Origin of the sequence: Leifsonia sp. 115AMFTsu3.1, from assembly GCF_004362795.1 — a bacterium.
In the GTDB taxonomy this organism is placed as follows: Bacteria; Actinomycetota; Actinomycetes; order Actinomycetales; family Microbacteriaceae; genus Leifsonia.
Genome location: NZ_SNYB01000002.1, coordinates 440834 through 464431 on the forward strand (window position 1 = coordinate 440834; position 23598 = coordinate 464431).

General features: G+C 71.6%; 25 protein-coding genes. 17 read left to right on the forward strand and 8 right to left on the reverse strand.

Translation table 11 applies throughout. The features are described from left to right. The first annotated feature begins 184 nt into the window (after positions 1-184). From AXZ95_RS13095 to AXZ95_RS13110, 4 genes are read left to right on the forward strand one after another with little or no spacing between them, the layout of a single operon-like run. Positions 185-1342 (forward strand): TIGR03364 family FAD-dependent oxidoreductase, encoded by a 1158-nt coding sequence (locus AXZ95_RS13095; protein ID WP_018192359.1) that lies wholly within the window; start codon positions 185-187, stop codon positions 1340-1342. A gap of 29 nt (positions 1343-1371) precedes the next feature. Continuing rightward, positions 1372-2259 (forward strand): phosphonatase-like hydrolase, encoded by an 888-nt coding sequence (locus AXZ95_RS13100; protein WP_018192358.1) that lies wholly within the window; start codon positions 1372-1374, stop codon positions 2257-2259. After that, positions 2256-3419, forward strand: a complete 1164-nt coding sequence (locus tag AXZ95_RS13105; RefSeq protein WP_018192357.1) for an alcohol dehydrogenase catalytic domain-containing protein — start codon at positions 2256-2258, stop codon at positions 3417-3419. Before AXZ95_RS13100 ends, AXZ95_RS13105 begins: the two co-directional genes overlap by 4 nt. A 9-nt stretch (positions 3420-3428) precedes the next feature. Further along, positions 3429-4034 carry a uracil-DNA glycosylase gene (locus AXZ95_RS13110; protein WP_231374492.1) on the forward strand — a complete coding sequence of 202 codons (606 nt, stop codon included), beginning with the start codon at positions 3429-3431 and terminating at the stop codon, positions 4032-4034. 23 nt (positions 4035-4057) lie between these two features. Here AXZ95_RS13110 and AXZ95_RS13115 read toward each other — a convergent pair whose 3' ends face one another. Next, positions 4058-4579: a gamma carbonic anhydrase family protein gene (locus AXZ95_RS13115; protein ID WP_018192355.1), complete on the reverse strand. Its 522-nt coding sequence runs from the start codon at positions 4577-4579 to the stop codon at positions 4058-4060. Between the two features lie 97 nt (positions 4580-4676). Here AXZ95_RS13115 and AXZ95_RS13120 point away from each other — a divergent pair, with 97 nt between their 5' ends. Further along, on the forward strand, positions 4677-5255 hold the full coding sequence (locus AXZ95_RS13120; protein ID WP_018192354.1) for a PadR family transcriptional regulator: 579 nt from the start codon (positions 4677-4679) through the stop codon (positions 5253-5255). Between the two features lie 10 nt (positions 5256-5265). Continuing rightward, complete coding sequence (locus AXZ95_RS13125; RefSeq protein WP_018192353.1) at positions 5266-6984, forward strand: DHA2 family efflux MFS transporter permease subunit; 1719 nt, start codon at positions 5266-5268, stop codon at positions 6982-6984. Positions 6985-7069: 85 nt separating this feature from the next. Here AXZ95_RS13125 and AXZ95_RS13130 read toward each other — a convergent pair whose 3' ends face one another. The 5 genes from AXZ95_RS13130 to AXZ95_RS13150 all read right to left on the reverse strand — a co-directional run bounded on the left by AXZ95_RS13130 (position 7070) and on the right by AXZ95_RS13150 (position 10581). Continuing rightward, positions 7070-7975, reverse strand: a complete 906-nt coding sequence (locus AXZ95_RS13130; RefSeq protein ID WP_196802444.1) for a VOC family protein — start codon at positions 7973-7975, stop codon at positions 7070-7072. Between the two features lie 63 nt (positions 7976-8038). Beyond that, positions 8039-8737 (reverse strand): RraA family protein, encoded by a 699-nt coding sequence (locus tag AXZ95_RS13135; RefSeq protein ID WP_018192351.1) that lies wholly within the window; start codon positions 8735-8737, stop codon positions 8039-8041. Positions 8738-8810: 73 nt separating this feature from the next. After that, positions 8811-9713: a phosphoribosylaminoimidazolesuccinocarboxamide synthase gene (locus tag AXZ95_RS13140; protein ID WP_018192350.1), complete on the reverse strand. Its 903-nt coding sequence runs from the start codon at positions 9711-9713 to the stop codon at positions 8811-8813. Positions 9714-9764: 51 nt separating this feature from the next. Next, the gene (locus tag AXZ95_RS13145) at positions 9765-10124 is read right to left on the reverse strand and encodes an SHOCT domain-containing protein (RefSeq protein ID WP_231374491.1); all 360 of its coding nucleotides are present in this window, start codon (positions 10122-10124) and stop codon (positions 9765-9767) included. A gap of 10 nt (positions 10125-10134) precedes the next feature. Next, a complete protein-coding gene (locus AXZ95_RS13150; protein WP_018192348.1) occupies positions 10135-10581 on the reverse strand; it encodes a DUF6325 family protein in 447 nt (148 codons plus the stop codon). A 180-nt stretch (positions 10582-10761) separates the two neighbouring features. Between AXZ95_RS13150 and AXZ95_RS13155 the strand changes: the two genes are divergently transcribed. After that, positions 10762-12006, forward strand: coding sequence for an FAD-binding protein (locus AXZ95_RS13155; RefSeq protein ID WP_018192347.1), 1245 nt, complete (start codon positions 10762-10764; stop codon positions 12004-12006). A 103-nt stretch (positions 12007-12109) separates the two neighbouring features. On the opposite strand, the gene purD is transcribed toward AXZ95_RS13155, so the two are convergent. Next, positions 12110-13366 (reverse strand): phosphoribosylamine--glycine ligase, encoded by a 1257-nt coding sequence (gene purD, locus AXZ95_RS13160; protein WP_018192346.1) that lies wholly within the window; start codon positions 13364-13366, stop codon positions 12110-12112. A 68-nt stretch (positions 13367-13434) separates the two neighbouring features. On the opposite strand from purD, the gene AXZ95_RS13165 reads away from it, so the two are divergent. The 9 genes from AXZ95_RS13165 (at position 13435) to AXZ95_RS13205 (ending at position 22087) form a co-directional block, all read left to right on the forward strand. Further along, on the forward strand, positions 13435-13791 hold the full coding sequence (locus tag AXZ95_RS13165) for a sterol carrier family protein (RefSeq protein ID WP_018192345.1): 357 nt from the start codon (positions 13435-13437) through the stop codon (positions 13789-13791). Between the two features lie 228 nt (positions 13792-14019). Further along, positions 14020-14448 carry a hypothetical protein gene (locus AXZ95_RS13170; RefSeq protein ID WP_018192344.1) on the forward strand — a complete coding sequence of 143 codons (429 nt, stop codon included), beginning with the start codon at positions 14020-14022 and terminating at the stop codon, positions 14446-14448. Positions 14449-14477: 29 nt separating this feature from the next. Then, a complete protein-coding gene (purF, locus tag AXZ95_RS13175; RefSeq protein ID WP_018192343.1) occupies positions 14478-16049 on the forward strand; it encodes an amidophosphoribosyltransferase in 1572 nt (523 codons plus the stop codon). 43 nt (positions 16050-16092) lie between these two features. Beyond that, positions 16093-17214 carry a phosphoribosylformylglycinamidine cyclo-ligase gene (purM, locus tag AXZ95_RS13180; RefSeq protein WP_018192342.1) on the forward strand — a complete coding sequence of 374 codons (1122 nt, stop codon included), beginning with the start codon at positions 16093-16095 and terminating at the stop codon, positions 17212-17214. A 60-nt stretch (positions 17215-17274) separates the two neighbouring features. Then, the gene (locus AXZ95_RS13185) at positions 17275-18546 is read left to right on the forward strand and encodes a Calx-beta domain-containing protein (RefSeq protein WP_133638908.1); all 1272 of its coding nucleotides are present in this window, start codon (positions 17275-17277) and stop codon (positions 18544-18546) included. 68 nt (positions 18547-18614) lie between these two features. Further along, entirely contained in the window at positions 18615-19538 is a 924-nt protein-coding gene (locus tag AXZ95_RS13190) for an ABC transporter ATP-binding protein (protein WP_018192341.1), read from the forward strand. Further along, positions 19535-20278, forward strand: a complete 744-nt coding sequence (locus tag AXZ95_RS13195) for an ABC transporter permease (RefSeq protein WP_018192340.1) — start codon at positions 19535-19537, stop codon at positions 20276-20278. The genes AXZ95_RS13190 and AXZ95_RS13195 overlap by 4 nt, the downstream gene beginning before the upstream one ends. 31 nt (positions 20279-20309) lie before the next feature. Continuing rightward, a complete protein-coding gene (locus AXZ95_RS13200) occupies positions 20310-21476 on the forward strand; it encodes a histidine kinase (protein WP_018192339.1) in 1167 nt (388 codons plus the stop codon). Continuing rightward, on the forward strand, positions 21473-22087 hold the full coding sequence (locus AXZ95_RS13205; RefSeq protein WP_018192338.1) for a response regulator transcription factor: 615 nt from the start codon (positions 21473-21475) through the stop codon (positions 22085-22087). The genes AXZ95_RS13200 and AXZ95_RS13205 overlap by 4 nt, the downstream gene beginning before the upstream one ends. 37 nt (positions 22088-22124) lie before the next feature. Here the strand turns inward: AXZ95_RS13205 and AXZ95_RS13210 are convergent, their stop codons facing one another. Next, positions 22125-22358 (reverse strand): DUF3073 domain-containing protein, encoded by a 234-nt coding sequence (locus tag AXZ95_RS13210; RefSeq protein ID WP_018192337.1) that lies wholly within the window; start codon positions 22356-22358, stop codon positions 22125-22127. 143 nt (positions 22359-22501) lie between these two features. On the opposite strand from AXZ95_RS13210, the gene AXZ95_RS13215 reads away from it, so the two are divergent. Further along, positions 22502-23575: an NAD(P)-binding domain-containing protein gene (locus AXZ95_RS13215; RefSeq protein ID WP_018192336.1), complete on the forward strand. Its 1074-nt coding sequence runs from the start codon at positions 22502-22504 to the stop codon at positions 23573-23575. Positions 23576-23598: the final 23 nt, after the last annotated feature.

Genomic DNA, 23598 nt, shown 5'->3' on the forward strand with positions numbered 1-23598 from the left:
TTCTGCGCCGACCGTCGCGGAAGTGCAACAGCCTGGTCCGAACGCTTGTCGGCGCACCCGCCGTCCGCACCCCGTTCACCCCCGCGTTACCTCCAGTTGCGACGACCGTCGCACCGGGCTCCTAGCGTTGCGCACTGACCCACGAACAAGGCACGCGGTGAGCGGGGACGCAGGGAGGCTCCGGATGGGCAGGCACTACGACCTCGCGGTGGTCGGCGCCGGGATCGTCGGCCTCGGACATGCCGTCGCCGCGCTCCGGCGAGGACTGACCGTCGCCGTGATCGACCGGGCGTCCGGCGTGCAGGGCGCGTCCGTCCGCAACTTCGGCCATCTCGGCATCACCGGGCAGGAGGGCGAGGCCCGCGCCTACGCCGAGCTCGCCCGCGAACTGTGGCTGACGCTCGCACCGGAGGCCGGGTTTTGGCTGCGCGAGTCCGGCAGTGTCGTGGTGGCACGGGCGGACGACGAGCTCGCCGTGCTGGAGGAGTTCCGCGAGCGGCGGGGCGGCCACGATGTCCGGCTTCTCACTCCCGCCGAGGTGCGGGAGCGCGTCCCGGTCGCCGACGGCGTCGCGGTGGGCGGCGCGCTGCTCCCCTCCGACCTGCAGATCGACCCGCGGGAGGCCGCGGCGGCGATCGTCCGCTGGCTGGATGCCCACGGCGTCGACTTCTTCTGGCAGACCGCGGCGGCCGGCGTGGAGCCGGGACTGGTCCGCACGCCCCGCGGACGCGTGGCCGCCGACGCTGTCGTCGTCGCCGTCGGGCATGACGTCGACCACCTGTTCCCGGGCATCGCGGAGGCGCACGGCATCGAGCGCTGCGGCCTGGACATGATGCTCGTCGAGGCCGCGCTCGACCTCCCGCTTGCGGCGCCGGTGCTTACCGGATGGTCCCTGGTCCGCTACTCCGGCTTCGCCCGGACGCCCAGCGCCGAGGCTGTGCGCGAGCGGCTCGCCGTTGAGCAGCCGGTGCTGGCGGCGATGGACGTCAACCTCATGTTCACGCAGCGGCCGGACGGCACGCTGATCGTCGGCGACACCCACGCGCGCGGGGCGGATGCGTCGCCGTTCCAGCACGAGGAGGCGTTCGCCCTCCTGCTGGAGCAGACGCGCGAGCTGTTCGGCGTCGCCGACCTCAGGGTGCGGGAGCGCTGGCAGGGCGTCTACGCCGCCGCACCGGACGAGTTCCTGGTGGCCGCCCCGGCACCCGGCGTCCGGGTCGTGTCCGTCACGACCGGCATCGGGATGACCACCGGTCTCGGCCTCGCCGACCGCGTCGTCGATGAGCTCTTCTCCGACGCCCCCGGCGCGCTGATCCCCGCGGGCGCCGCCCGCGTCCGCTAGACCGCACCATCGCAACGAAAGGCACCATCGTGACCCCAGACGGACGCATCACCAGCGAGTTCGACGACGTGACGGTCGACATCGAGCCGGTCCGCGGCGGGATTCCTGCGGCGGCCGGGCTCTCCGACGAGGAGTGGGACGACCTGGACGACCTGGAGGACGGCCTGGACGAGGGCGACGCCGACGATCGCGATGAGGACGACCTCGCCGATCTGGAGCTGGTGGTGCTCGATCTCGCGGGCACGACCGTCCTCGACGACGGCCTCGTGCAGCGTGCCTTCGAGCGTGCCGTCGACGCCGCGGGCCTCGCGGAGACCCCGGACCAGCGGGCCGCCGCCCTCGACGTCGTCCGCGAGACCATGGGGCAGTCGAAGCTCGCGGTGTTCCGCTCGTTGAGCGCGGACGAGGACCAGGCGCAGCACGCGGACGCCGTCTTCGAGTCGACGTACGCCGAGCTGATCGCCGCGGAGGGGCTGCAGCCCGTCCCGGGCGCTGAGGAGCTCATCCGCCGGTTGCGCGCGACGGGCGTCAAGGTGGCGCTGACCACAGGCTTCTCGCGGCGCACCCGCGATGTCGTCCTCGACGCCCTCGGCTGGCGTGACCTGGCCGATGTGACGCTGACGCCGGCCGAGGCAGGCCGCGGTCGCCCGTACCCCGATCTGCCGCTGACGGCTCTGCTGCGCACCGGCGCATCCAGCGTCGAGGGGATGGTCGTCGTCGGCGACACCGCGAGCGACATCGCCTCGGGCATTGCCGCGGGCGCGGGCCTCGTCGTCGGCGTGCTGACGGGCGCGCACGACGAGCAGACCCTGCTGGACGCCGGCGCCGACGCGGTGCTCCCGAGCGTCGCCGACCTGCCGGAGCTGCTGGGCTACGACGTCCAGCGCGACACGGCATCGGGACACGGCATCCGGTGACGATCAAGGCGGTGACCCCGCGCGTCGTCGAGCCGCCGGCGCGCCTGGGGATGGGGGTCAGCGTGTATCCGTCGGCCACGGCCATGGTGTGGCCGGGCGACGCTCACACGCACGAGGCGGTGGCCGTGCCCGGCGTGCGCCTGGCGCCGGGTGACGTGCTGGTCGAGGTCGAGCTGGCGACGGTCTGCGGCACCGATGTGGAGGCGGTGCTCGGTCATCGCCGGACGCAGGCGCCGCTCGTGCTCGGCCACGAGCAGGTCGGCCGTGTGGTCGCGCTCGGCCGCGGTGGCGCGAAGACGACGGACGGACACCGCGTCTCGCTGGGGGAGCGGATCGTCTGGTCCGCCGCCGTCCCGTGCGGACGCTGCGTGCGCTGCCGCCGAGGCCTGCAACAGCAGTGCCTGAGCCTGCAGAAGTACGGACACGAGCGGATGCGCCGCGGCTGGGAGCTGTCGGGCGGCTTCGCCACGCACACGCACATCCTCGACGGCACTCCGCTCGTTCGCGTCCCGGAGGACATCCCGGCCGAGGTCCTCGCCCCGGCGTCGTGCGCGACCGCGTCGGTGGCGGCGGCGATCGAGGCGGCCGCCGAGCTCGTCCCGCTGGAGGGCGCCCTGGTGCTGATCGCCGGCGCCGGGATGCTCGGGCTGACCGCCACGGCGATGGCCGTCGAGGCCGGTGCGCGCGTGGTCGTGAGCGAGCCGATCCCCGAGCGCCGCAAGTCCGCCCTGGCTTTCGGCGCGTCGGGCGCCGCAGACCCGGCCGCGCCCGCGGGGTCTCCGACGGGATTGGCCGCCGTGCTCGCCAAGACGGGCGGCCGCACGCCGGCGCCGACCGTGGCGCTCGAACTCTCCGGCAGTCCGGCCGCGGCGCGCTCCCTGCTCGACGCGCTCGACGTCGGCGGCGTCCTGGTGCTCGTCGGCCAGTCGGTGCCAGGGCCCGACCTCGGCATCGCGCCGGACGCCCTGATCCGGCGGCTGATCACCATCCGCGGGGTCCACAACTACGCCTCCCGCCATCTGGAGCAGGCCGTGCGGTTCCTGGCCGACGCGTGGCAGCGCTACCCCTTCGCCGAACAGGTCGGCGAGACGTTCGCGCTCGCCAACGTGGATGCGGCGCTCGCCGCCCGCACGCATCCGCGCGTCGCGGTCCGGCCGTAGCCTGGGGTGGTGTTCGACCGATTCTTCGACATGATCCGCGCCGTCCCGGTGCCGGACGACGCCGAGCTGCTGTACGGCGACGACGACCTCGGCCGCCTGCGGGAGCGCAACCTGCGCCGCTACCTCGCGGTGCCGCACGCGCCCATCCTGCTTCTCGGCGAGGCTCCCGGCTGGCGCGGGATGACGGTGACCGGAGTGCCGTTCACCTCGGTCCGCGAAGTGGATGCGGGCGTGCTGCCCGGTCTGGAGCTCCCGCCGGATCCGCAGGCGCCGTGGGAGGCGTCCAGCCGGGTCGTCTGGGAGACGATGCGCGACTGGCGCGGGCCGCTGCCGTTGTCGTGGCCGATCTACCCGCATCACCCGTTCGTCGCCGGCAAACCGCAGACGAACCGCACCCCGCGCTCCTCGGAGGTGCGCGAGGGGGCGCCGGTCGCGCTGGAGCTGATCCGGGAGCTGGGCGTCGAGACGATCGTCGCGGTCGGGCGGAAGGCGCAGGGGGCGCTCGCGGAGGCGGGCATCGAGGCGCCCGCTGTGCGGCATCCCGCGCAGGGCGGAGCGCGGATGTTCTCCGAGCAGCTGATCGCGCTCAACCGGGCGATGCTCGACGCCGGCTGAGCGCATCCCGCGGGGTCGGTCGGTCAGTCGAGCGCGACGGCCTCGCGGTGCTGCCGCGTCTTCTCGAGGTACACCGCGGCGTTCTGCGCGATGCCCTGCAGTTCGTCGTCGGTCAGCTCGCGGCGGACCTTCGCAGGAACTCCCGCGACGAGCGACCGCGGCGGGATGTCGGCGCCCTGCGTGACGACGGCTCCGGCGGCGACGAGCGATCCGGTCCCGATGCGGGCGCCGTTGAGGATGGTCGCGCTCATGCCGATGAGCACGTCGTCCTCGATCGTGCAGCCATGGAGCACGGCGTTGTGGCCGACGGAGACGCGCTCGCCGACGGTGAGCGGGAAGGCCGGGTCGACATGGGCCGAGACGTTGTCCTGGAGGTTCGAGTCCCGTCCGATGACGATCGGCGCGTTGTCGGCACGCACGACAGCGCCATACCAGACGCTCGCTCCGGGATGCAGCGTGACGTCGCCGACGAGGGTCGCGCCGGGCGCCACCCAGGCGTCCTCGGCGACCTGGGGCGAGCCTCCGTCGGGGAGGGCGAAGAGCATGGGATCTCCTTCCGGCCGTCGTGACCACGGTACTTGACGCTTATTCACCCATGCCGTATATTCCAAGTGGAATAATCAACCGAACAACATCGAGAGCATGTCCGAACCTCGCACCCTCACCCCCCTCGCCGTCGCCGCGCTCGCGCTGCTCGCCGAGGGCCCGTCGCATCCGTACGAGATGTACCAGACGCTCATGCAGCGTTCGGAGGACCGGCTGGTCAAGGTGCGGCCCGGCTCGCTGTACCACACCGTCGACCGGATGGAGGCACACGGGTTCGTGCGCGCCACCGGCACCGAGCGCGAAGGCAACCGGCCGGAGCGCACCACCTACGAGATCACCGACGCGGGCACCCGTGCGCTGGGGGAGCGCATCACCGAGATCATCGGAACGCCCACCAACGAGTACCCGGAGTTCCCGCTCGGCCTCGGCGAGGCGCACAACCTCCCCGTCGAGACCGTGATCGCGTTGCTCCGCAAGCGCGTGGCCTTGATCCGAGCCGACACCGGGGTGCTGGATGGCGCTATCGCCGATCTGACGCAGCGCGGGGTGCCGGCCAAGTACTGGCTGGACGTCCGCTACCAGCGGGCGATCACCGCCACCGAGGCGGACGTGCTCGAAACCCTGATCGCAGACCTCCAATCGGGCACCGTCTCGTGGTCCGAAGAAAAGCATTGAGAGAAGACTCATGGAACGTCAACTGAAGCCGTGGCCCGCCCTCTGGGCGCTCGTCATCGGGTTCTTCATGATCCTGATCGACACCACCATCGTGTCGGTCGCGAACCCGTCGATCATGGAGGGCCTGAAACTCGGCACCGACTACAACGCCGTCATCTGGGTGACGAGCGCGTACCTGCTCGCCTATGCGGTGCCGCTGCTCATCACCGGCCGTCTCGGCGACCGGTTCGGCCCGAAGAACCTCTACCTCATCGGCTTGGTGGTGTTCACCCTGGCATCCGCCTGGTGCGGTTTCGCCGGATCCATCGGCTTCCTGATCGCCGCGCGCGTGGTCCAGGGCCTGGGCGCCGCGCTGATGACGCCGCAGACGATGGCCGTCATCACCCGCATCTTCCCGCCCGAGCGCCGCGGTGCCGCCATGGGTCTCTGGGGCGCCGTCGCCGGCGTCGCCACCCTGATCGGCCCGCTGCTCGGCGGCGTGCTCGTCGACAGCCTGGGATGGGAGTGGATCTTCTTCATCAACGTCCCCGTCGGCATCGTGGCGTTCATCCTCGCGATGCGTCTCGTCCCGAAGCTCCCGACGCACTCGCACAGCTTCGACGTGCTCGGCGTCATCCTCTCGGGCGTCGGCATGTTCCTGCTCGTCTTCGGCATCCAGGAGGGCAGCACCTACGACTGGGGCGTCATCTGGGGCCCGATCTCGGTGTGGGGCCTGATCATCGCTGGCATCGTCGTGCTCGCCGCCTTCGTCGTCTGGCAGGCCTTCAACAAGAAGGAGCCGCTGCTGCCGCTGCCGCTGTTCCGCGACCGCAACTTCTCGCTGTCGAACGGCGCCATCACCACCGTCGGCTTCGCCGTGACCTGTATGGCGCTGCCGCTGGTGTTCTACTTCCAGACCGTGCGCGGCCTGACGCCGACCGAGTCGGCTCTGATGCTGGCGCCGACGGCCATCTTCTCCGGTGTGCTGGCGCCGTTCGTCGGCCGGCTCATCGACAAGGTGAACCCGCGCAACATCGCCACCCCGGCGCTCGTGCTGTTCGCGTTCGCGCTGTTCCTCTACTCGCGGATGCTGTCGCCGGACGTGAACATCTTCCTGCTCCTGATCCCGAGCGCCCTGATGGGCATCGCGATGTCCGGTGTCTGGGGACCGATCTCCACCACGGCGACGCGCAACCTGCCGATGAACCAGGCGGGCGCCGGCTCCGGCGTGTTCAACACGACCCGCCAGATCGGCGCGGTGCTGGGAAGCGCATCCATCGCCGCCCTGATCGAGGGACGCCTCGCCGTCGACCTGCCGAAGATCCCCGGCGGCGCGAACGCCAGCGAGGCGGCCGCGGGGACGGAGCTGCCGCAGGCGCTACACGCCGGCTTCACTCAGGCGATGTCGGAGGCCCTGCTGCTTCCGGCGGCCGTCGCCTTCCTCGGCGCGCTGGTCGTCGTCTGGTGGGAGCGGCCGAAGCCGCCCGCGTGGGCGCGTCAGGCCGGCGGCGCCGGTGCCGGTGCGGGTGCCGCTGCGGGTGCTGGTGCGCCTGCCGCTGAGGGGGCACCGGTCGCCGCGGGCGCGACGGCCGAGTCCGCCGCGGCGCCCACGCACGGCGCGCATGCCGCCCCGGTCCCGGTGGATGCGACACCGCACGGTGCGCACGCCGCTCCGGTGCCCCCCGCGACGGACCTCGCCCCCGGCGACGAGCCGCCGCACGGACTCCACGCGGCGCCCGTCACCGACTGACGGCGACCAAGGACCGACACAAAAAGGGAGGAGGTCGCAGCCACTCCGGCTGCGACCTCCTCCCCTTCGCGTTCTTTTCGGCCGCTCAGGCCGAGATCTCCTCCGTTTCCGTCACCACACGGACCGCGTTCGACCACGGATCGTCGAAGCCGAGCGACCGGCCGTCGTCGCGGGTCTGCACGCCGTAGTGCCGCATCCGCTCGGCCAGGGCGCCGACATCGTCGGACGACGGCAGCTTCAGCTGCACCTCGCCGAGGCCCAGGGCGAGCCGGCGGCGCCCGGCGCCGCGGCTGTTCCACGTGTTCATGGCCATGTGGTGGTGGTAGCCCCCGGCGCTGACGAACAGGGCCGAACCGCCGAGGGATGCGGTGGCCTCGAACCCGAGCCGGTCGACGTAGAACTCGCGGGCCGTCGCGACGTCTCCGACCGAGAGGTGCACATGACCGACGGAGGCGTCGCCGAACACCGGCGTCCCGTTCGAGGCGGCGGCCGCCTCCGCGAGCGCGACGCCGCGCTCCGTCAGGTGTTCGTTGAGGAAGGCGTTCGGGTCGAGGTAGAGCGTGTCCATCTCGACCTGGCCGTGCGTCCAGCTCCACAGCGAGCGGTCGCGGTCCCAGTACAGCTCGACGCCGTTCCCCTCCGGGTCGCTGAAGTAGAACGCGGTGCTGACCAGGTGGTCGGCGCTGCCGGTGAAGGTGCCCGGTGCGCGGCGGGCGACCGAGTACACGGCGGCGGCCAGCGTCTCGGGGGTGTCGAACACGATCGCGGTGTGGAACAGCCCGGCCTCGCCGGGGCCTGCGTGCTTCAGCTCGGGTGCGTGCTCGAGCACGACCGCAGGGGTCGCTCCGCGCCCCAGGACCACGCGGCCGCCCTCGGCGGCGAGGACGCTCAGGGTGACGGCGTCACGGTAGTACGCGGTCATCCGGTCGAGGTCGGCGACGCGGAGGGTCACCGCGCCCATCGCGGAGTCGGCGGGGAGGAGTTCAGTCATGATGAGCACAACGCCCCAGGTCACCGGGGTATTTCTCGCGTTCGCCGAGAGCGGTTCTGGGCGTCAGGTCTCGATCGCTCCGCCGGTCTCGGCCAGGTACCGGCGCAGGGTCAGGGCCGGGTCGTCGGCCTGCATCCGGCGGTAGCGGGCGAAGTCGAGCTGGTCGCGCAGGGAGGCGCCCGAACGCATCCGCTCGGCCTGCGCCCCCTCGACCGATTGGATGCGCGCCGCCTCGGCGAAGAGCACATCGCGGTCCGCGGCGCCGATCACGAGCACTCCGTCGTCGTCGGCCACGATCCAGTGCTCCGGCGTGACCGCCACCCCGTCGAGGAACGCCGACCGCATCGCGGAACCGGCCGGCGGCACGCGGCGAGGACCGAAGGGATGCGCACCACGGCTGAACACGGGCAGTCCGATCTCGCGCAGCTGGGCGGTGTCGCGGTGACGTCCCCAGATGACCGCGCCGGACATCCCGGCGGTCGCCGCCTCCAGCAGCATCAGGTCGCCGACGCACGCCTCGTCGTCGCGGCCACCGTTGTCCACGACGAGCACGGCGCCCGGGGGAGCGTCGTCGATCGTCTCCAGCAGCACGTCGACGCTGCCCAGATGCGTCACGGGAGCGGCGGGACCGGCGAAGGGCCGGCCGGGGAGCAGGGCGACGAGGTCGACGGGAGCCGTCCCGACGGCGATGCCGAGACGCACGGCGGCGTCGGCGATCGCGGCGGTCGCGGGAGGCGCGGAGGAGGGGGCTGCAGCATCCATGTCGCGACGCTATACCGCGGGGCATGCGTGGTCGGGCATGCGAGCGTCCGAGCCGATGGGCGGCGCGTGCGTCCTACTCGCCGGTGAGCCGCTCCAGCAGCTCGCGGTAGCGCGCGGCCGTCCGCTCGACGATGTCGGCGGGGAGCTCCGGCGGCGTGCCCGTCTTGTCCCAGTTCGCGGCCAGCCAGTCGCGCACGATCTGCTTGTCGAAGCTGGCCATCCGCTCCTCCGCCGTGGTCCCGGTCGCGTACGCGGAGGCATCCCAGTACCGGCTGGAGTCGCTGGTCAGCACCTCGTCGGCGAGCGTGATCTCGCCGGTCGTGCGGTCGGCGCCGAACTCGAACTTGGTGTCGGCGATGATGATGCCGCGCGCCTCCGCGATCGCGGCTCCGCGCGCGTACACGTGCAGGGAGAGGCGCCGAAGCTCCTCCGCGACCTCCGGCCCGACCAGCTCGACTGTGCGCTCGAAGCTGATGTTCTCGTCGTGCTGCCCGATCGGCGCCTTCCAGGCGGGCGTGTAGAGCGGCTCGGGCAGCCGATCGCCGTTCTGCAGGCCCGATGGCAGCGGGATGCCGCACACGCTCTGCGACGCGCGGTACTCCGCCCAGCCGCTCCCGGTGAGGTAGCCGCGGACGACGCACTCGATCGGGAACATGTCGAGCGGCTTCACCAGCATCGAGCGTCCGGCGACCTCGGCCGGGATGCGCTCGACGACGGTGTCGCCGACGAGCGTGTGATCGGGGATGAGGTGGTTCGGCACGTCATCCAGCTGGTCGAACCACCACAGGCTCAGCGTCGTGAGCAGCTCGCCCTTGGCCGGGATGCCGGGCTCCAGCACGTGGTCGAACGCGCTCACGCGGTCGCTCGCGACGACGAGCACGCTGTCCGTGTCGGCGAGGCTGGAGGCGCCCTCCGGCACGTACAGGTCGCGCACCTTGCCTGAGTAGACGTGGACCCATCCCGGAAGTTCGCTCACCCGTCCATCGTAGAGCGAGCGGCGAACCTCCCGGGCGGGGTCGTCAGGCCGCTACGTCAGCAGCTTGGCCTTAGCGGCCGAGAACTCCTCGTCGGTGAGCACGCCCTGCGTGTGGAGCGTGGCCAGCTGCTGCAGCCGCGTCATCAGGTCGTCGGCCGGAGCCGCCTGCTGCTGCGCCGCCGCCTGCTGCGCGGCCGCCTGCTGGGCGGCGGCCTCCTGCTGCGCCTGCGCCTCCTGGGCCTGCTGCGCCGCCTGCTGCTGCTCGTACTGCTCCTGCTCGTACTGGTTCTGGTACTTCTGCTGCTGGTGGTGCTGGACGCCGCCGGCAACCGCCGTCGCGGTGCCCGCGACGACCGCCGTGCGCGCCGCCATCCCGATCAGTCCCGGGCGTCCCATTCGTCTCAGTGGCATGGTGTTCTCCTCAGCCTTCCGTGGTCTCGAGCTCGTCGTAGGCGTCGGCCGCGACCGCGTTGAGCACCGGCGCGGGGATGCGCTCGCTGTGCAGCACGACGCCGCCCGACTGGAAGAACCGGCTGGCCAGATCCTTCGCCCAGAGGTGCTCGATCACGAGGATCGCCCCCGTGGATCCGGGCTCCAGGAGCTCGGCGATCTGCTGAACGTCCTCGTCCCCGGCGAGCCCGGTGGCGTCGAGTGTGATGTCGGTCATCCCGATCTCGTCGCCGATCTCTTCCAGCTCGATGATGTCGACGCTGCCGTCGTCGTGGCGTTCGACGAACACCAGGTCGAGCAGTCGCACCGTGCCGTTCTCGACCAGGTCGAGGATCGCTTCGACGACGCCCGCAGACGGTCGATCGGTGTCGAACTGGGCGACCATGAACTCCGCCGGACCGTACTCGAATTCGGCCATTTCATCCTCTTCTCCGCGGCCCACCCCGCTGTCACGCGCACCATACTGCCGCGCGGAGAGGCCCGGCAATGCACCACTTCCGCGGATCGGGGAGTGGCGTAATGTGCCCGGTCACATTTCCTAGAATGGGGATGTCGATCGGAGCGGATGGCCGCCCGACGACCAACCGGGAGGACCTCGATGGCCGAGAAGAACTGGGCGGGCAACTACGAGTACCAGGCCGAGCGCATCGCCCGGCCGGACACGATCGACGAACTGCGCGACCTGGTGCTGAGCGCCCCCGCGGTGCGCGCCCTCGGCAGCAGGCACTCCTTCAACGACCTCGCCGACACCCCCGGTCTGCTCATCAGCACGGCCGGCCTGCCCGGCGACATCCGCATCGACGAGGCTGCCCGCACGGTCACCGCCGGCGGCGGCGTCCGCTACGGCGACCTCGCGCGCGAGCTGCAGGAGGCGAGATGGGCGCTGCACAACCTCGCGTCCCTCCCGCACATCTCGGTCGCGGGCGCCATCGCGACGGCGACGCACGGTTCGGGCGACCGCAACGGCAACCTGTCCACCGCGGTGGCGGGCCTGCGCATCCTCACCGGCTCCGGCGACGTGGTCGAGCTGCGGCGCGGCGACGAGGGGTTCGAGGGAGCCGTCGTCGGTCTCGGCGCGCTGGGCGTCGTGACGGATGTGACCCTCGACATCCGGCCGACCTACGATGCACGTCAGCGACTCTTCGGCGGTGTGCCGTGGGAGGCCGTGATCGACCGCTTCGACGAGGTCACTTCAGCGGCCTACAGCGTGAGCCTGTTCACGACGTGGGATGAGGAGGCGGTCTCGCTCGCCTGGCTGAAGGAGCTCGACGGGGTCGAACCGCTGATCGAGGACGACTTCTTCGGGGCGCCCGCGCTGACCGAGCCGCGGCACATGATCCAGACGATGGATGTTCGCAACACCACGGAGCAGCTCGGCGTGGTCGGGCCGTGGAGCGAGCGCCTGGCGCACTTCCGGTTCGAGTTCACGCCGTCGAACGGTGCGGAGATCCAGTCGGAGTACCTGGTGCCGCGCGCCCGCGCCGTCGAGGCGATCGAGGCCGTGCGTGCGCTGGCTCCGGTGGTGGCTCCGCTGCTGCAGATCTCGGAGATCCGCACGGTTGCCGCCGACGACTTGTGGCTGTCGAGCGCGTACCAGACGGACGCGGTCGGCCTGCACTTCACGTGGTTCCGCGACCAGGCGGGCGTGGAGGCGGTGCTCCCACAGCTGGAGGCCGCCCTGCTTCCGCTCGGCGCGCGTCCGCACTGGGGCAAGCTGTACGTCGACCGCGACCGCGTCGTCCCGTCCCTCTACCCGCGCCTGGCCGACTTCGCGGCGCTCGCGCAGCGCTTCGATCCCGCCGCGCGCTTCCGCAACCCGTTCCTCACGCGCCTCCTCCCCTAACCCCCCCCCCACCGTCGAGTCCGCACAAATTGCACACGAATCGCCGTTGAGGCGTGCAGTTTTTGCGTACTCGACGGTGGGCGGGAGCGGTGGAGGGGAGGGGTCAGGAGACGCGGGCGGCGATGTCGGTGCGGTACTGGGCACCCTCGAGGTGGATGCGGTCGAGCGCCGCGTAGGCACGGGAGCGCGCCTCGGCGAAGCCGGTGCCGCGCGCGACGACCGACAGCACGCGTCCTCCGGTCGCGATCAGCTCCCCGGTCGCCTCGTGGCGCGCGGTCGCCGCGTGCGCGATGGTCACCTCGGGCACGGCCGCCGCTTCGCCGAGGCCCGTGATCGGCCGGCCGGTCTGCGGCGCCTCCGGGTACCCCTCGCTGGCGAGCACCACGGTCACGGCCGTGTCGAGCGCGAACTCCGGGCGGGGCAGTCCGCCGAGGCCGCCGGTCGCCGATGCGAGCAGCAGCGTCGACAGCGGGGTCACGAGCCGCGGGAGAACGACCTGCGTCTCCGGGTCGCCGAACCGGGCGTTGAACTCGATCACGCGGATGCCGCGGTCGGTCAGGATGAGCCCGCAGTAGAGCAGGCCGATGAACGGCGTCTGCTCCCGCGCCATCGTGCGGACGGTCGGCAGCGCGATCGTGTCGATGACCTCGTCCACGAAGCCCTCCGGCAGCCACGGCAGCGGCGAGTAGGCGCCCATCCCGCCGGTGTTCGGGCCGGCGTCGCCGTCGAGCAGCCGCTTGTAATCCTGCGCGGGCGAGAGTGGCAGCACGTCGTGCCCGTCGCTGAAGAGGAACAGCGAGACCTCCTGCCCGTCGAGGAACTCCTCGACCAGCACACCGCCGTGCCGCAGCCAGTGCGTCGCGTGCTCGACAGCGGCATCCCGCTCCTCGGTCACGAGCACGCCCTTGCCGGCGGCCAGCCCGTCGGCCTTGACGACGTAGGGCGCACCGAACTCGTCGAGCGCGCGCTCCGCCTCGGCCAACGTCTCGGCCCGCACCGCCCGCCCGGTCGGCACGCCGGCCGCATCCATGATGCGCTTCGCGTACGCCTTCGAGCCTTCCAGCTGAGCGGCCGCCTTGCCCGGTCCGAACACGGGGATGCCGCGGGTGCGCAGCGGGTCGGCGACGCCGGCGACGAGCGGCGCCTCGGGGCCGATGACGACCAGTTCGATGTCGTTCTCGAGCGCGTACTCGGTGACAGCGACGCCGTCGAGCGGATCGAGCGACGTCTCGACCCGGACGTCCTGTGCGATCCCGGCGTTCCCGGGCGCCGCCACGATGTCGTGGCTCACCTCCTCGGCGAGCAGCGCGGTGATGATGGCGTGCTCACGGGCACCGGAACCGAGGACGAGAATCTTCACGCCACCATGCTAGAGGGAGTGGATGCGGCGCTCCGGCTCCAGGCGTGCGCGGTGGAAGGATGGATGCCATGGCGAGAGCGAAGATCGCGGACGAGGTCGGCGGGCCGGCCGTCCGGGCGGCCGTCGCGGGCGGCGCCGACCGCAACACCACGGCGACGGCGGTCCGGTACCTGCTGCAGCTGCTGGCGGAGCGCGCGCCGGGCAACACCGTCGAGGTGCGCGTGCCGCCGTTCGGAGCGGTGCAGTGCATCCCGGGTCCGCGTCACACGCGTGGGACGCCGCCGAACGTCATCGAGACGGATGCCGCCACATGGCTTGCGCTCGCCTCCGGTTCGATGACGTGGGACGAGGGGATCGCGTCCGGCGCGGTGCACGCATCCGGCCAGCGGGCGTCCCTCCAAGGGCTCCTCCCGCTGCGCTACTGAGCCGGGGGCGCGGCCGGCGTGCCGTCAGTGCATGCCGCCCAGCACGCCCACGATCGCGGCGACGACCAGCAGCAGCGCGAAACCCGCCCGCCACCGCCGGGCCGAGTGCAGCGGCGATCCGGGATGCGGCTGCCGGGCTCTTCGAGGTGCTCATACCCATTCAGACGGCCGGGACGACGGGTCATGACGGCCGACGGCCGCTCAGGTTCGATCTGGGAGAATGAAGGCATGAGCGACACCCCCGAGGACAGGCAGGTCACCGACCCGCAGGTCACCGACCCGCAGGTCGAGGAGACCGTCACACCCGCCGAGGTCCGCGTGCGCCGCTCCCCGCGCTACTTCCGCTTCATGATCACCGGCGCGATCCTCTTCGCCATCGTCGCTCTCATCCTCACCTTCTCCTTCCCGGAGAACCCGACGTACGACCGCGGTTCCGTGTTCGGCTTCCTGCTCGCGATCGGCGTGACGGTGGGCGTCGCGGTCGGCGCCGTCGTCGCTCTGGTGCTCGACCGGGTGACCGCCCGTCGAGCGCGCAGCGTCCAGGCGGATAGAATCGACGTGCGCGTCCCCGAGCCCGGGTCGTCGCCCGTGCGGCACGAGGGCTCGCAGCCGGAGCCCGGCACGAACGACAGCAGCACGAGCGACACCCAGAGCTGAACATCCCGACTTCCTGAAAGGGGTCCGCTGTGGCCGGAGGCGACGGTCTTCTCAGTCACGATCTGCTACCCGGCGAGAAGGGGCCGCAGGACGCCTGTGGTGTCTTCGGCGTCTGGGCTCCCGGTGAGGAGGTCGCCAAGCTCAGCTACTTCGGGCTCTACGCGCTCCAGCACCGCGGCCAGGAGTCGGCAGGCATCGCGACGAGCGACGGCGACAAGATCCTGATCTACAAGGACATGGGTCTGGTCTCCCAGGTCTTCAACGAGAACGCGCTGAACTCGCTGCCCGGCCACATCGCCGTCGGCCACACGCGTTATTCCACCACCGGCGCATCCAGCTGGCAGAACGCGCAGCCGACCCTCGGCTCCACGGCGAGCGGCACCGTCGCCCTCGGCCACAACGGCAACCTGACCAACACCGCCGAGCTGATGCAGCTCGTCCACGAGCGCTACCCGCAGCACGACGGCGAGCTCAGCCGGGGCAACACGACCGACACCGCGGTCGTCACGGCGCTCCTCACCGGCGACCTGGACCACACGCTCGAGGCGACCGCCCTGGAGGTGCTGCCGCGTCTGCGCGGCGCCTACTGCCTGGTCTTCATGGACGAGCACACGCTGTACGCCGCCCGCGACCCGCAGGGCGTCCGCCCGCTGGTGCTCGGCCGCCTGGAGCGCGGGTGGGTCGTCGCCTCCGAGACCGCAGCACTCGACATCGTCGGCGCCAGCTTCGTGCGCGAGGTCGAGCCGGGCGAGCTGATCGCCATCGACGAGAACGGCCTCCGCAGCCAGCGCTTCGCCTCCGAGAAGCGCGCGGGATGCGTCTTCGAGTACGTCTATCTGGCACGTCCCGACACCACCATCTCCGGCCGCGGCGTCTACGAGGCCCGCGTCGAGATGGGCCGCCAGCTCGCTCGCGAGCACGCGGTCGAAGCCGATTTGGTCATCCCGACGCCCGAGTCCGGCACCCCGGCGGCCATCGGCTACGCGCAGGCGTCCGGCATCCCGTTCGGTCAGGGCCTCGTCAAGAACTCGTACGTCGGCCGCACGTTCATCCAGCCGTCGCAGACCATCCGCCAGCGCGGTATCAAGCTGAAGCTGAACCCGCTGAAGGAGGTCATCAAGGGCAAGCGCCTGATCGTGGTCGACGACTCCATCGTTCGCGGCAACACGCAGCGCGCACTGGTGTCGATGCTCCGCGAGGCCGGTGCGGCCGAGGTGCACGTCCGCATCTCGAGCCCGCCCATCACCTGGCCGTGCTTCTACGGCATCGACTTCGCCTCGCGCGCCGAGCTCATCGCCACGGGCCTGGGGGTGGAGGAGGTGCGCCAGTCGATCGGCGCCGACAGCCTCGGCTACCTCTCCGAAGACGGCATGATCGACGCGACCGAGCAGCCGCGCGAACTGCTGTGCACGGCGTGCTTCACGGGCAAGTACCCGATCGAGCTCCCGGACGCGCACCACCTGGGCAAGAACCTGCTCGAGCGTCCGGAGGTCAGCCCGACGGACGACGGCTCCGACGCGACGTCCGATGGATGCGAGCCCGGCCCGGACTCGGAGCTCGAGCCGCTGCTCAGCTTCGGCGACCCCGGCCGCCAGGAGTAGGGGCGCTTTTCCGCTGCCAACGGCCCCCGGATACGATGGACCGGTGACCGACTCCGCAGCCTCCTCGTCCGCTTCCTACGCCGCCGCCGGCGTCGACACCGCTGCGGGCGACCGGGCCGTCGAGCTGATGAAGGCGGCCGTCGGCCGCACCCACGGGCCCGAGGTGCTGGGCGGCGTCGGAGGGTTCGCCGGCCTGTTCGACGTCTCGTTCCTGAAGGACTTCGACCGCCCGCTACTGGCCACCTCCACCGACGGTGTCGGCACCAAGGTCGCCATCGCGCAGGCGCTCGATAAGCACGACACCATCGGTCAGGACCTGGTCGGGATGGTCGTCGACGACATCGTCGTGGTCGGAGCACGCCCGCTGTTCATGACCGACTACATCGCGTGCGGCAAGGTCGTCCCGGAGCGGATCGCCGCGATCGTCGCGGGCATCGCGACCGCGTGCGCGGAGACCGGCACCGCCCTCGTCGGCGGCGAGACGGCCGAGCACCCCGGTCTCCTGGGGCCGGACGACTACGACGTCGCGGGCGCAGCGGTGGGAGCGGTCGAGGCGGATGCCGTGCTCGGCGCCGATCGCGTGCGACACGGCGACGTCGTGCTCGCGATGGCGTCGTCCGGTCTGCACTCCAACGGCTACTCGCTGGTCCGCCACATCCTCGCCGCGCGCGGCATCGGGTTCACCGACCAGTCCGCCGAGTTCGGCGGTGTCGTCGGCGAGGCCCTGCTCGAGCCGACGCGCCTGTACACGGGCCCGCTCCTGCGCGTGCTGCAGGACCCGGCGCTCGACGGCGCCATCCACTCGCTCAGCCACGTCACCGGCGGTGGCATCGCCGCGAACCTCGCCCGCGTCCTCCCGGTGGGCTCGTGGGTCGAGGTCGACCGGTCCAGCTGGTCGCCGACGCCGGTCTTCCGCATCCTGAGCGATCTCGCGGGCAGTTCGCTCGAGTCGAGCGAGGGCACCTGGAACCTCGGCATCGGGATGTTCGCGGTCGTCGCGCCGGAGGCCGCGGATGCGGTCGCGGCGGCGATCACGGCCGACGGCATCCCCACCTGGCGCGCCGGCGTCGTCTCGACGTCCGCGCGCGACCTGACCGGGTTCGAGCAGGGCGCCAAGGGCGTCGACGGCGGCGCCGTGCGCCTCGTCGGCTCCTACGCCGGCTGACCTCACGTCACCCTTTTTGGTCGGAGCGCGGTCGGGCGTCCTCCCGCTAGAGTGACGCGTGTGAGCCGACCGACCGCCCGCTTCCGCCTGGCGTCGGCGCTCACCCTTCTCGCTCTTTCCGGCCTCGGGGTCGTGGCCGCTGCCTCTCCGGCGCTGGCGGATCCGCCCGTCTCCGTGCAGCCCGCGCCGGCCGATGCGCTCACCCCGCTGGTCGACTGTGTTCAGGATGCGCCGCTCGGCACCGTCGCGGCCCGCACGGTCGTGCTCGGCTACCGTTCGACGGCGTCCGTGCCGGTCTCCGTCCCCGCGGGAGGCGGGTCGAACGACCTCACGACCGGTGCCGTCGACCGGGGCCAGCCGTCCGTCTTCGAGCCGGGCGAGCATCACGGTGTCTGGCTTCTGACCGTGGATGCCGCTGCCGAGCCCACGCTCGGCTGGCGCCTGGGCCCGACCACCACCGATTTCGCCGCCGCACCCGCCTGCACGGCGGCGACCGCTGTCACTCTCAGCACGCCGGCGAAGGTCGCGGCCGGCGGCACGGCTGCCGTCTCGGCGACGGTGACCCGGATGCTGCTCGCGGCTCCCGGATCCGGCACGGTCGCCTTCGCCCTCGACGGAGGGGCGCAGGTCGTTGCGCCCGTCTCCGCGTCCGGCGTCGCGCGCGCCGACCTTCCGGTGTCCGCCACGGGCACGCACACCGTCACGGCGACGTTCCAGCCCGAGCAGGCGTCCGGGCTCCTCAGCGCGGTCGGAACCGCGACCTTCACCGCGACGGCACCGAGTGCCCCGCTGACCGTCGCGACCGACTCGGTCGTTGCCGGAAGCACCAGCGTCCTCGTCACGGTCTCCCGCTCGTCCGGCGCGGGCGATGCCACGGTCGACGTCATGACCGCCGACGGCACCGCCCGCGCAGGCGCCGACTACACGGCGCTGGCCACCACGGTCGCTCTGGCCGACGGTCAGACGACGGCAACGGTCCGGGTGCCGCTCGCCTCCCGCCCTGCGGGATCGCCCGCCGCAACCTTCTTCGTGCTGCTGCAGCGCGCATCCACCTCGGTGACGACGGCCTCGGCGACTGTGGCGCTGCCTGCCGTCGCCGCCGTGGCGCCCGCGACGGCAGCGGCCGCAGGCACGCATGGCGGTAATGCTGCGCCGGCGGCGGTCTCGTCCGTGCTCCCGCCGGACGACCCGACGGCCGCCGGCCCGGGCGCGACGACGGCCGCCGGACAGGACCTCGCCCTGCTGTTCGGAGGCATCCTGCTCACCGCGGGCGGCATCCTCGGCGTCCTCGGGCTCGTGCGTGCGGCCGGGATGCGCGAAGCACGGGCATGACAAACGTCACCCGCAGATCCTGACACCCGCTCTGCTCTGCGCCGGACGCCGGTCGGCACTCTGGAGAGGTGAACGAGACACCCGCCATCCACCTGTCCAGCCTGCGCAAGACCTTCGGCGCGCTGACCGCCGTCGACGGCGTCGATCTGTGCATCCGCCCGGGCGAGGTCGTCGCCCTGCTCGGCCCTAATGGGGCCGGCAAGTCCACCACCATCGACCTCGCGCTCGGGCTCGCGCGTCCGACCGCGGGACGGGCTGAGCTGTTCGGCGCCGCGCCACGCCAGGCTGTCGCCGCCGGCCGCGTCGGCGCCATGCTGCAGGGCGGCGCGCTGCTGCCCACGCTGACGGTCGCCGAGTCGGTGGCGCTGGTCGCCGCAGCCCACCGGCACCCCCTCAGCGTCGCCGAGGCCCTCCAACGCGCGCGGTGCACGGAGATCGCGCGTCAGCGCGTCTCCAAGCTGTCCGGCGGTCAGCTCCAGCGCGCACGGTTCGCCGTCGCCGTCGTCTGCGACCCGGACCTCCTGTTCCTCGACGAGCCGACGGCGGCGATGGATGTGGAGGCGCGCCGCACCTTCTGGCAGTCGATGCGCGAGTTCACCGACGCCGGGCGGACGGTCGTGTTCGCCACTCACTACCTCGACGAGGCGGACGAGTACGCCGACCGCATCGTCATGATGGCGCGCGGACGGATCGTGGCCGACGGCACGCCCGCCGAGGTCAAGGCGGTCGTGTCCGGTCGCCGCATCCGCGCCACCGCTGCTTTCCCGGAGACCGGTGCCGGCACCGCAGCGCTGAACGCGCTTCCCGGAGTGCGCAGCGCCGAGCGCCGCGGCGACGTCCTCACCCTCGTCAGCGACGACTCCGACGCCACCCTGCGCGCACTGCTCGCGACGCACCACGACATCCACGACATCGAAGTGACCGCGCACACCATGGACGAGGCATTCCTCGCCCTCACCGAGGCGCGCGACACCGAAGGAGCACTCTCATGAGCATCGCCTACCTGGGGCGCGAGTCCCTCCGCCAGCTGAAGAACATGCGCGCGATGATCTTCACCCTCGCCGTTCCGCTCGTCATGCTGTTCGCCTTCGGGGGCACGTTCGGCGGCGCCGGGCAGGTCGATTCGACGACGCACCTGCCGTGGATCGTGGTCACGACGATCCAGGTCGCCGCCTACGGCGGGATGATGTCGGCTCTGTCGCAGGCATTCCAGATCGTCACCGAGCGCTCCATCGGCTGGAACCGGCAGCTGCGGATCACGCCGCTGAGCGGCACGGGCTACCTCGTGTCGAAGCTCGTCGCCGCTCTGGCGCTCGCCCTGTTCAGCATCGTCGTCATCATCGGCGTCTCCATCGCGCTGTACCATCCTGACCTCTCCGTCGGCAGCTGGCTTCTCGCCGGGCTGGCGATCTGGTGCGGTGTGATCCCGTTCGCGCTGCTCGGCATCCTGATCGGGCAGTTCGCCAAGCCGGAGTTCGCCCAGCCGCTGTTCATGGCCGTCTTCATGGGCATGGCCGTGCTCGGCGGACTGTGGATCCCGCTGCAGGTGTTCCCCGCCTGGGTGGCGGACGTGGCGCGGGCCGTGCCGTCGTACTGGCTCAACCGTGTCGGTCAGCTCGGCGCGCTGCAGAGCGGCGACGCGCTGACGCCGGCGATCGTGCTCACTGCGTGGGCGCTGGCGCTGGGGGCGCTCATCGTCTGGCGCTACCGGCGCGATGCGGCGCGGGGCTGAGCGGCGCCGGGCCGCTGGCTAAGGTAGCAACGTGTTCTCGCGTGAGGTGCCGGAGGTTCGTCCGGTCGGATGGCGCGCCCGCCTCCTCCACCCGGCCGCGTACCGCTGGTACCCGGGCGCGACGATCGGCCTGCTGTACCAGGCCTCGGTGCTCGTCGGACTGTGGACGGCGCAGGGCACGGTCACCGAGAAGCTGGGCATCACCGCTCTGCTCGCCGTGGTCTACCTCGGCTTCCTCGTGCTCCCGCCGCTCCTCTGGTGGGAGACGGAGCGCCGGCGACTGGTCGGGATCGGCCTCTACTTCGCGCTCACGCTGACGCTCTTCCCGCTGATCGGGGTCGTCGCCTGCTGGACCTGGGTCTACGTGGCGTGCGTCGCCGGGATGGTCGTGTCACGCACCCCGATCGCGTTGACCATCATCGGGGCGCTCGGCGGCCTCCAGCTCATCGTGCTGACGGTCGCCGGAACCGTGGAGGACGACTGGTTCATCGCGCTGGTCACCGTGTCCATCGGCGTGATGATGAGCGCATTCGCCCGACAGATCGACGCACTCCGACGGCTGCGCAACGCACAGGGCGAGATCGCCCGGCTGGCCGTCATCGAGGAACGCGCCCGGTTCTCGCGCGACATGCACGACGTGCTGGGGCACTCGCTCACCGTCGTCACGGTCAAGTCGGAGCTCGCCCGGAGGCTCATCCCCGTCGACCCGGATCGGGCGGCGGAGGAGATCGCCGACATCGAGCGTCTCAGCCGGTCGGCGCTGGCCGACCTGCGCGCCGCTGTCGCCGGGTACCGCGAGATGAGCCTGTCGACCGAGCTCGCCGCCGCGCAGGCGGGACTGGCGGCCGCCGACATCCACGCGCACCTCCCCCGCAACGGTGAGGACGTCGACCCGGAGCTGCGCGAGCTGTTCGGCTGGGTGCTGCGCGAGGGCGTCACCAACGTGATCCGCCACTCCGGCTCGCGCAACTGCTGGGTGACCGTCGGACCGGAGAGCCTCGACATCGAGGACGACGGGCGCGGCCCGCACGGGAGCGGGCCGGAACCGGCGCCGGTGGGGGCGGAGGTCTCGCCCTCCGCGCGCGACGGATCCGGCCTCGCCGGTTTGAGCGCCCGCGCCGCGCAGGTCGGCGCCAGGATCGCCGTCGGATCCGGACCCCGCGGAGGCACTCTGCTGAGCGTGAGGAGGGCCGTGTGACCGACACCATCCGGCTGTTGCTGGCCGACGATCAGGCGCTGGTCCGTGGCGCGCTCGCCGCCCTGCTCGACCTCGAACCGGACCTCGAGGTGGTCGCGCAGGTCGGGAGGGGCGACGAAGTCGTGGATGCGGCCCGCGCATCCCGAGCCGATGTCGCGCTGCTCGACGTGGAGATGCCCGGCGCGGACGGCATCCAGGCGGCGGCACAGCTGCGGGCCGCCGTGCCCGGGTGCCGGTCGCTGATCGTGACGACGTTCGGGCGGCCGGGCTATCTGCGCCGCGCGATGGAGGCAGGCGCTTCGGGGTTCGTCGTCAAGGACACCCCGTCGGGTCAGCTCGCGGATGCTGTGCGCCGGGTGGCCGCCGGGCTGCGGGTGGTCGACCCCGCGCTCGCGGCTGAGTCGCTCGCGTCCGGAGCGTCACCGCTGACCGTTCGGGAGGCCGAGGTGCTGGAGGTCGCAGCCGAGGGCGGGACGATCTCGGACATCGCCCGCCGGCTGCACCTCAGCGACGGGACGGTCCGGAACCACCTCTCGAGCGCGATCGGGAAGACGGGCGCGCGCAACCGTTCCGAGGCCGTGTCCATCGCGACACGACAGGGCTGGCTCTGAGCCGCGAAGGATCGCAGCTCAGTACGGGCGGCCGGCGCTAGGCGCGCTTCGGAGTGCCCGTCTCCTCGTCCTCGTCTTCGTACGCATAGGCGTCCTCGGACTCGGTCTCGTCCTCCGCCTCGTACTCGGCCCACTTCGCGTATTGCTCGTCGTCGCCATGGGAGTGGCCGGTCAGCTCACGCTCCAGAGCGTCGTAGTTCACATTGGGACTGAACGACTTCAACTGCCGCGCGATCTTGGTGTGTTTTGCCTTCTGACGGCCGCGCCCCATGCGTGACCCCCTTTTGGTCCCAGCCCGGGCGAGAGAGGCTCCCCGGGGATCGAATAGAAACAGTGAAAACTAGCATGGAGTTTAGCATGCGGACATCACGGACCCCCGAGTTCCCGCACAGCGAGAAGTGATGGGATAAGCGGGTGAGCACGACCAGGACCGAGACCCAGGTGGTGGTCATCGGCGCGGGCCAGGCAGGGCTCGCCGTCGCCTACTATCTGCGGCGGTTCGAGCTGACCCCGGGCGAAGATTTCATCGTCTATGACCGCGGTCCTGTGACCGGCGGAGCCTGGCAGCACCGGTGGGATGCGCTCAAGCTCGGCAGCGCCCATCACGTGAACGATCTGCCGGGGATGTCGGAGCTGGGTCTCAGCTTCGACACGGCCGACCGGTCGCTCCCGGCACGTGACATCGTCGCCGGCTACTACCGCCGCTACGAAGACCATTTCGGCCTCCAAGTGCAGCGACCGGTGGCCGTGCACAGCGTCTCCGACCGGGGCGCGGACCTCGTCGTCGAGCACAGTGCGGGCGAGACGGCGACGCGCATCGTCGTCAACGCCTCGGGAACCTGGGGCTCGCCCTTCGTGCCCTACTACCCGGGAATGAACGACTTCGCCGGGCGTCACGTCCATACCTCGACGTACCGCTCGGCCGACGAGTTCGCCGGTCAGTCGGTGGTCGTCGTGGGCGGCGGCACGAGCGCGATCGGCTTCCTGCTCGAGCTGGAGGGTGTGGCCGAGTCGCTGACCTGGGCGACCAGGCGGCCGGTGGACTTCCGCGACGAGTCGGAGCTCACCATCGAGGGCGGCGTCGCCGCGGTGGCGATGCAGGACGCGGCGGCGCGCGCCGGGGAGGCCCTCCCGTCGATCGTGAGCGGCACGGGCGTTCCTCGCACGCGACGGATCGCCGCCGGGATCGAACGCGGCGTGCTCATCGAGCGCCCGATGTTCACCCGCATCGAGAAGGACGGCGTGCGCTGGCCTGACGGCTCGTTCACCCGTGCCGACGCGATCATCTGGGCGACCGGGTTCCGGCCGGAGCTGCGTCATCTGGCCCCGCTGCACCTGCGGGAGAAGACGGGCGGTCTGACCGTCGCCTCCGGTGCCTCCTGGCAGGACTCGCGCATATTCCTTGCCGGGTATGGTCCGCAGGCGTCGACGATCGGCGCGAACCGCGCCGGCCGGATCATCGCGCGCCAGATCATGGCGCAGCTGTAAACGGCACGTGCGCCCCGGCACGC

What these genes read in the sequence shown, in the direction of transcription:
- AXZ95_RS13095 (WP_018192359.1), top strand. Translation starts at nt 185, where the DNA reads ATGGGCAGGCACTACGACCTCGCGGTGGTCGGCGCCGGGATCGTCGGC.
- AXZ95_RS13115 (WP_018192355.1), bottom strand. Translation starts at nt 4,579, where the DNA reads ATGCTCTTCGCCCTCCCCGACGGAGGCTCGCCCCAGGTCGCCGAGGAC.
- AXZ95_RS13120 (WP_018192354.1), top strand. Translation starts at nt 4,677, where the DNA reads ATGTCCGAACCTCGCACCCTCACCCCCCTCGCCGTCGCCGCGCTCGCG.
- AXZ95_RS13125 (WP_018192353.1), top strand. Translation starts at nt 5,266, where the DNA reads ATGGAACGTCAACTGAAGCCGTGGCCCGCCCTCTGGGCGCTCGTCATC.
- AXZ95_RS13130 (WP_196802444.1), bottom strand. Translation starts at nt 7,975, where the DNA reads ATGACTGAACTCCTCCCCGCCGACTCCGCGATGGGCGCGGTGACCCTC.
- AXZ95_RS13135 (WP_018192351.1), bottom strand. Translation starts at nt 8,737, where the DNA reads ATGGATGCTGCAGCCCCCTCCTCCGCGCCTCCCGCGACCGCCGCGATC.
- AXZ95_RS13145 (WP_231374491.1), bottom strand. Translation starts at nt 10,124, where the DNA reads ATGCCACTGAGACGAATGGGACGCCCGGGACTGATCGGGATGGCGGCG.
- AXZ95_RS13150 (WP_018192348.1), bottom strand. Translation starts at nt 10,581, where the DNA reads ATGGCCGAATTCGAGTACGGTCCGGCGGAGTTCATGGTCGCCCAGTTC.
- AXZ95_RS13155 (WP_018192347.1), top strand. Translation starts at nt 10,762, where the DNA reads ATGGCCGAGAAGAACTGGGCGGGCAACTACGAGTACCAGGCCGAGCGC.
- AXZ95_RS13165 (WP_018192345.1), top strand. Translation starts at nt 13,435, where the DNA reads ATGGCGAGAGCGAAGATCGCGGACGAGGTCGGCGGGCCGGCCGTCCGG.
- AXZ95_RS13170 (WP_018192344.1), top strand. Translation starts at nt 14,020, where the DNA reads ATGAGCGACACCCCCGAGGACAGGCAGGTCACCGACCCGCAGGTCACC.
- AXZ95_RS13195 (WP_018192340.1), top strand. Translation starts at nt 19,535, where the DNA reads ATGAGCATCGCCTACCTGGGGCGCGAGTCCCTCCGCCAGCTGAAGAAC.
- AXZ95_RS13210 (WP_018192337.1), bottom strand. Translation starts at nt 22,358, where the DNA reads ATGGGGCGCGGCCGTCAGAAGGCAAAACACACCAAGATCGCGCGGCAG.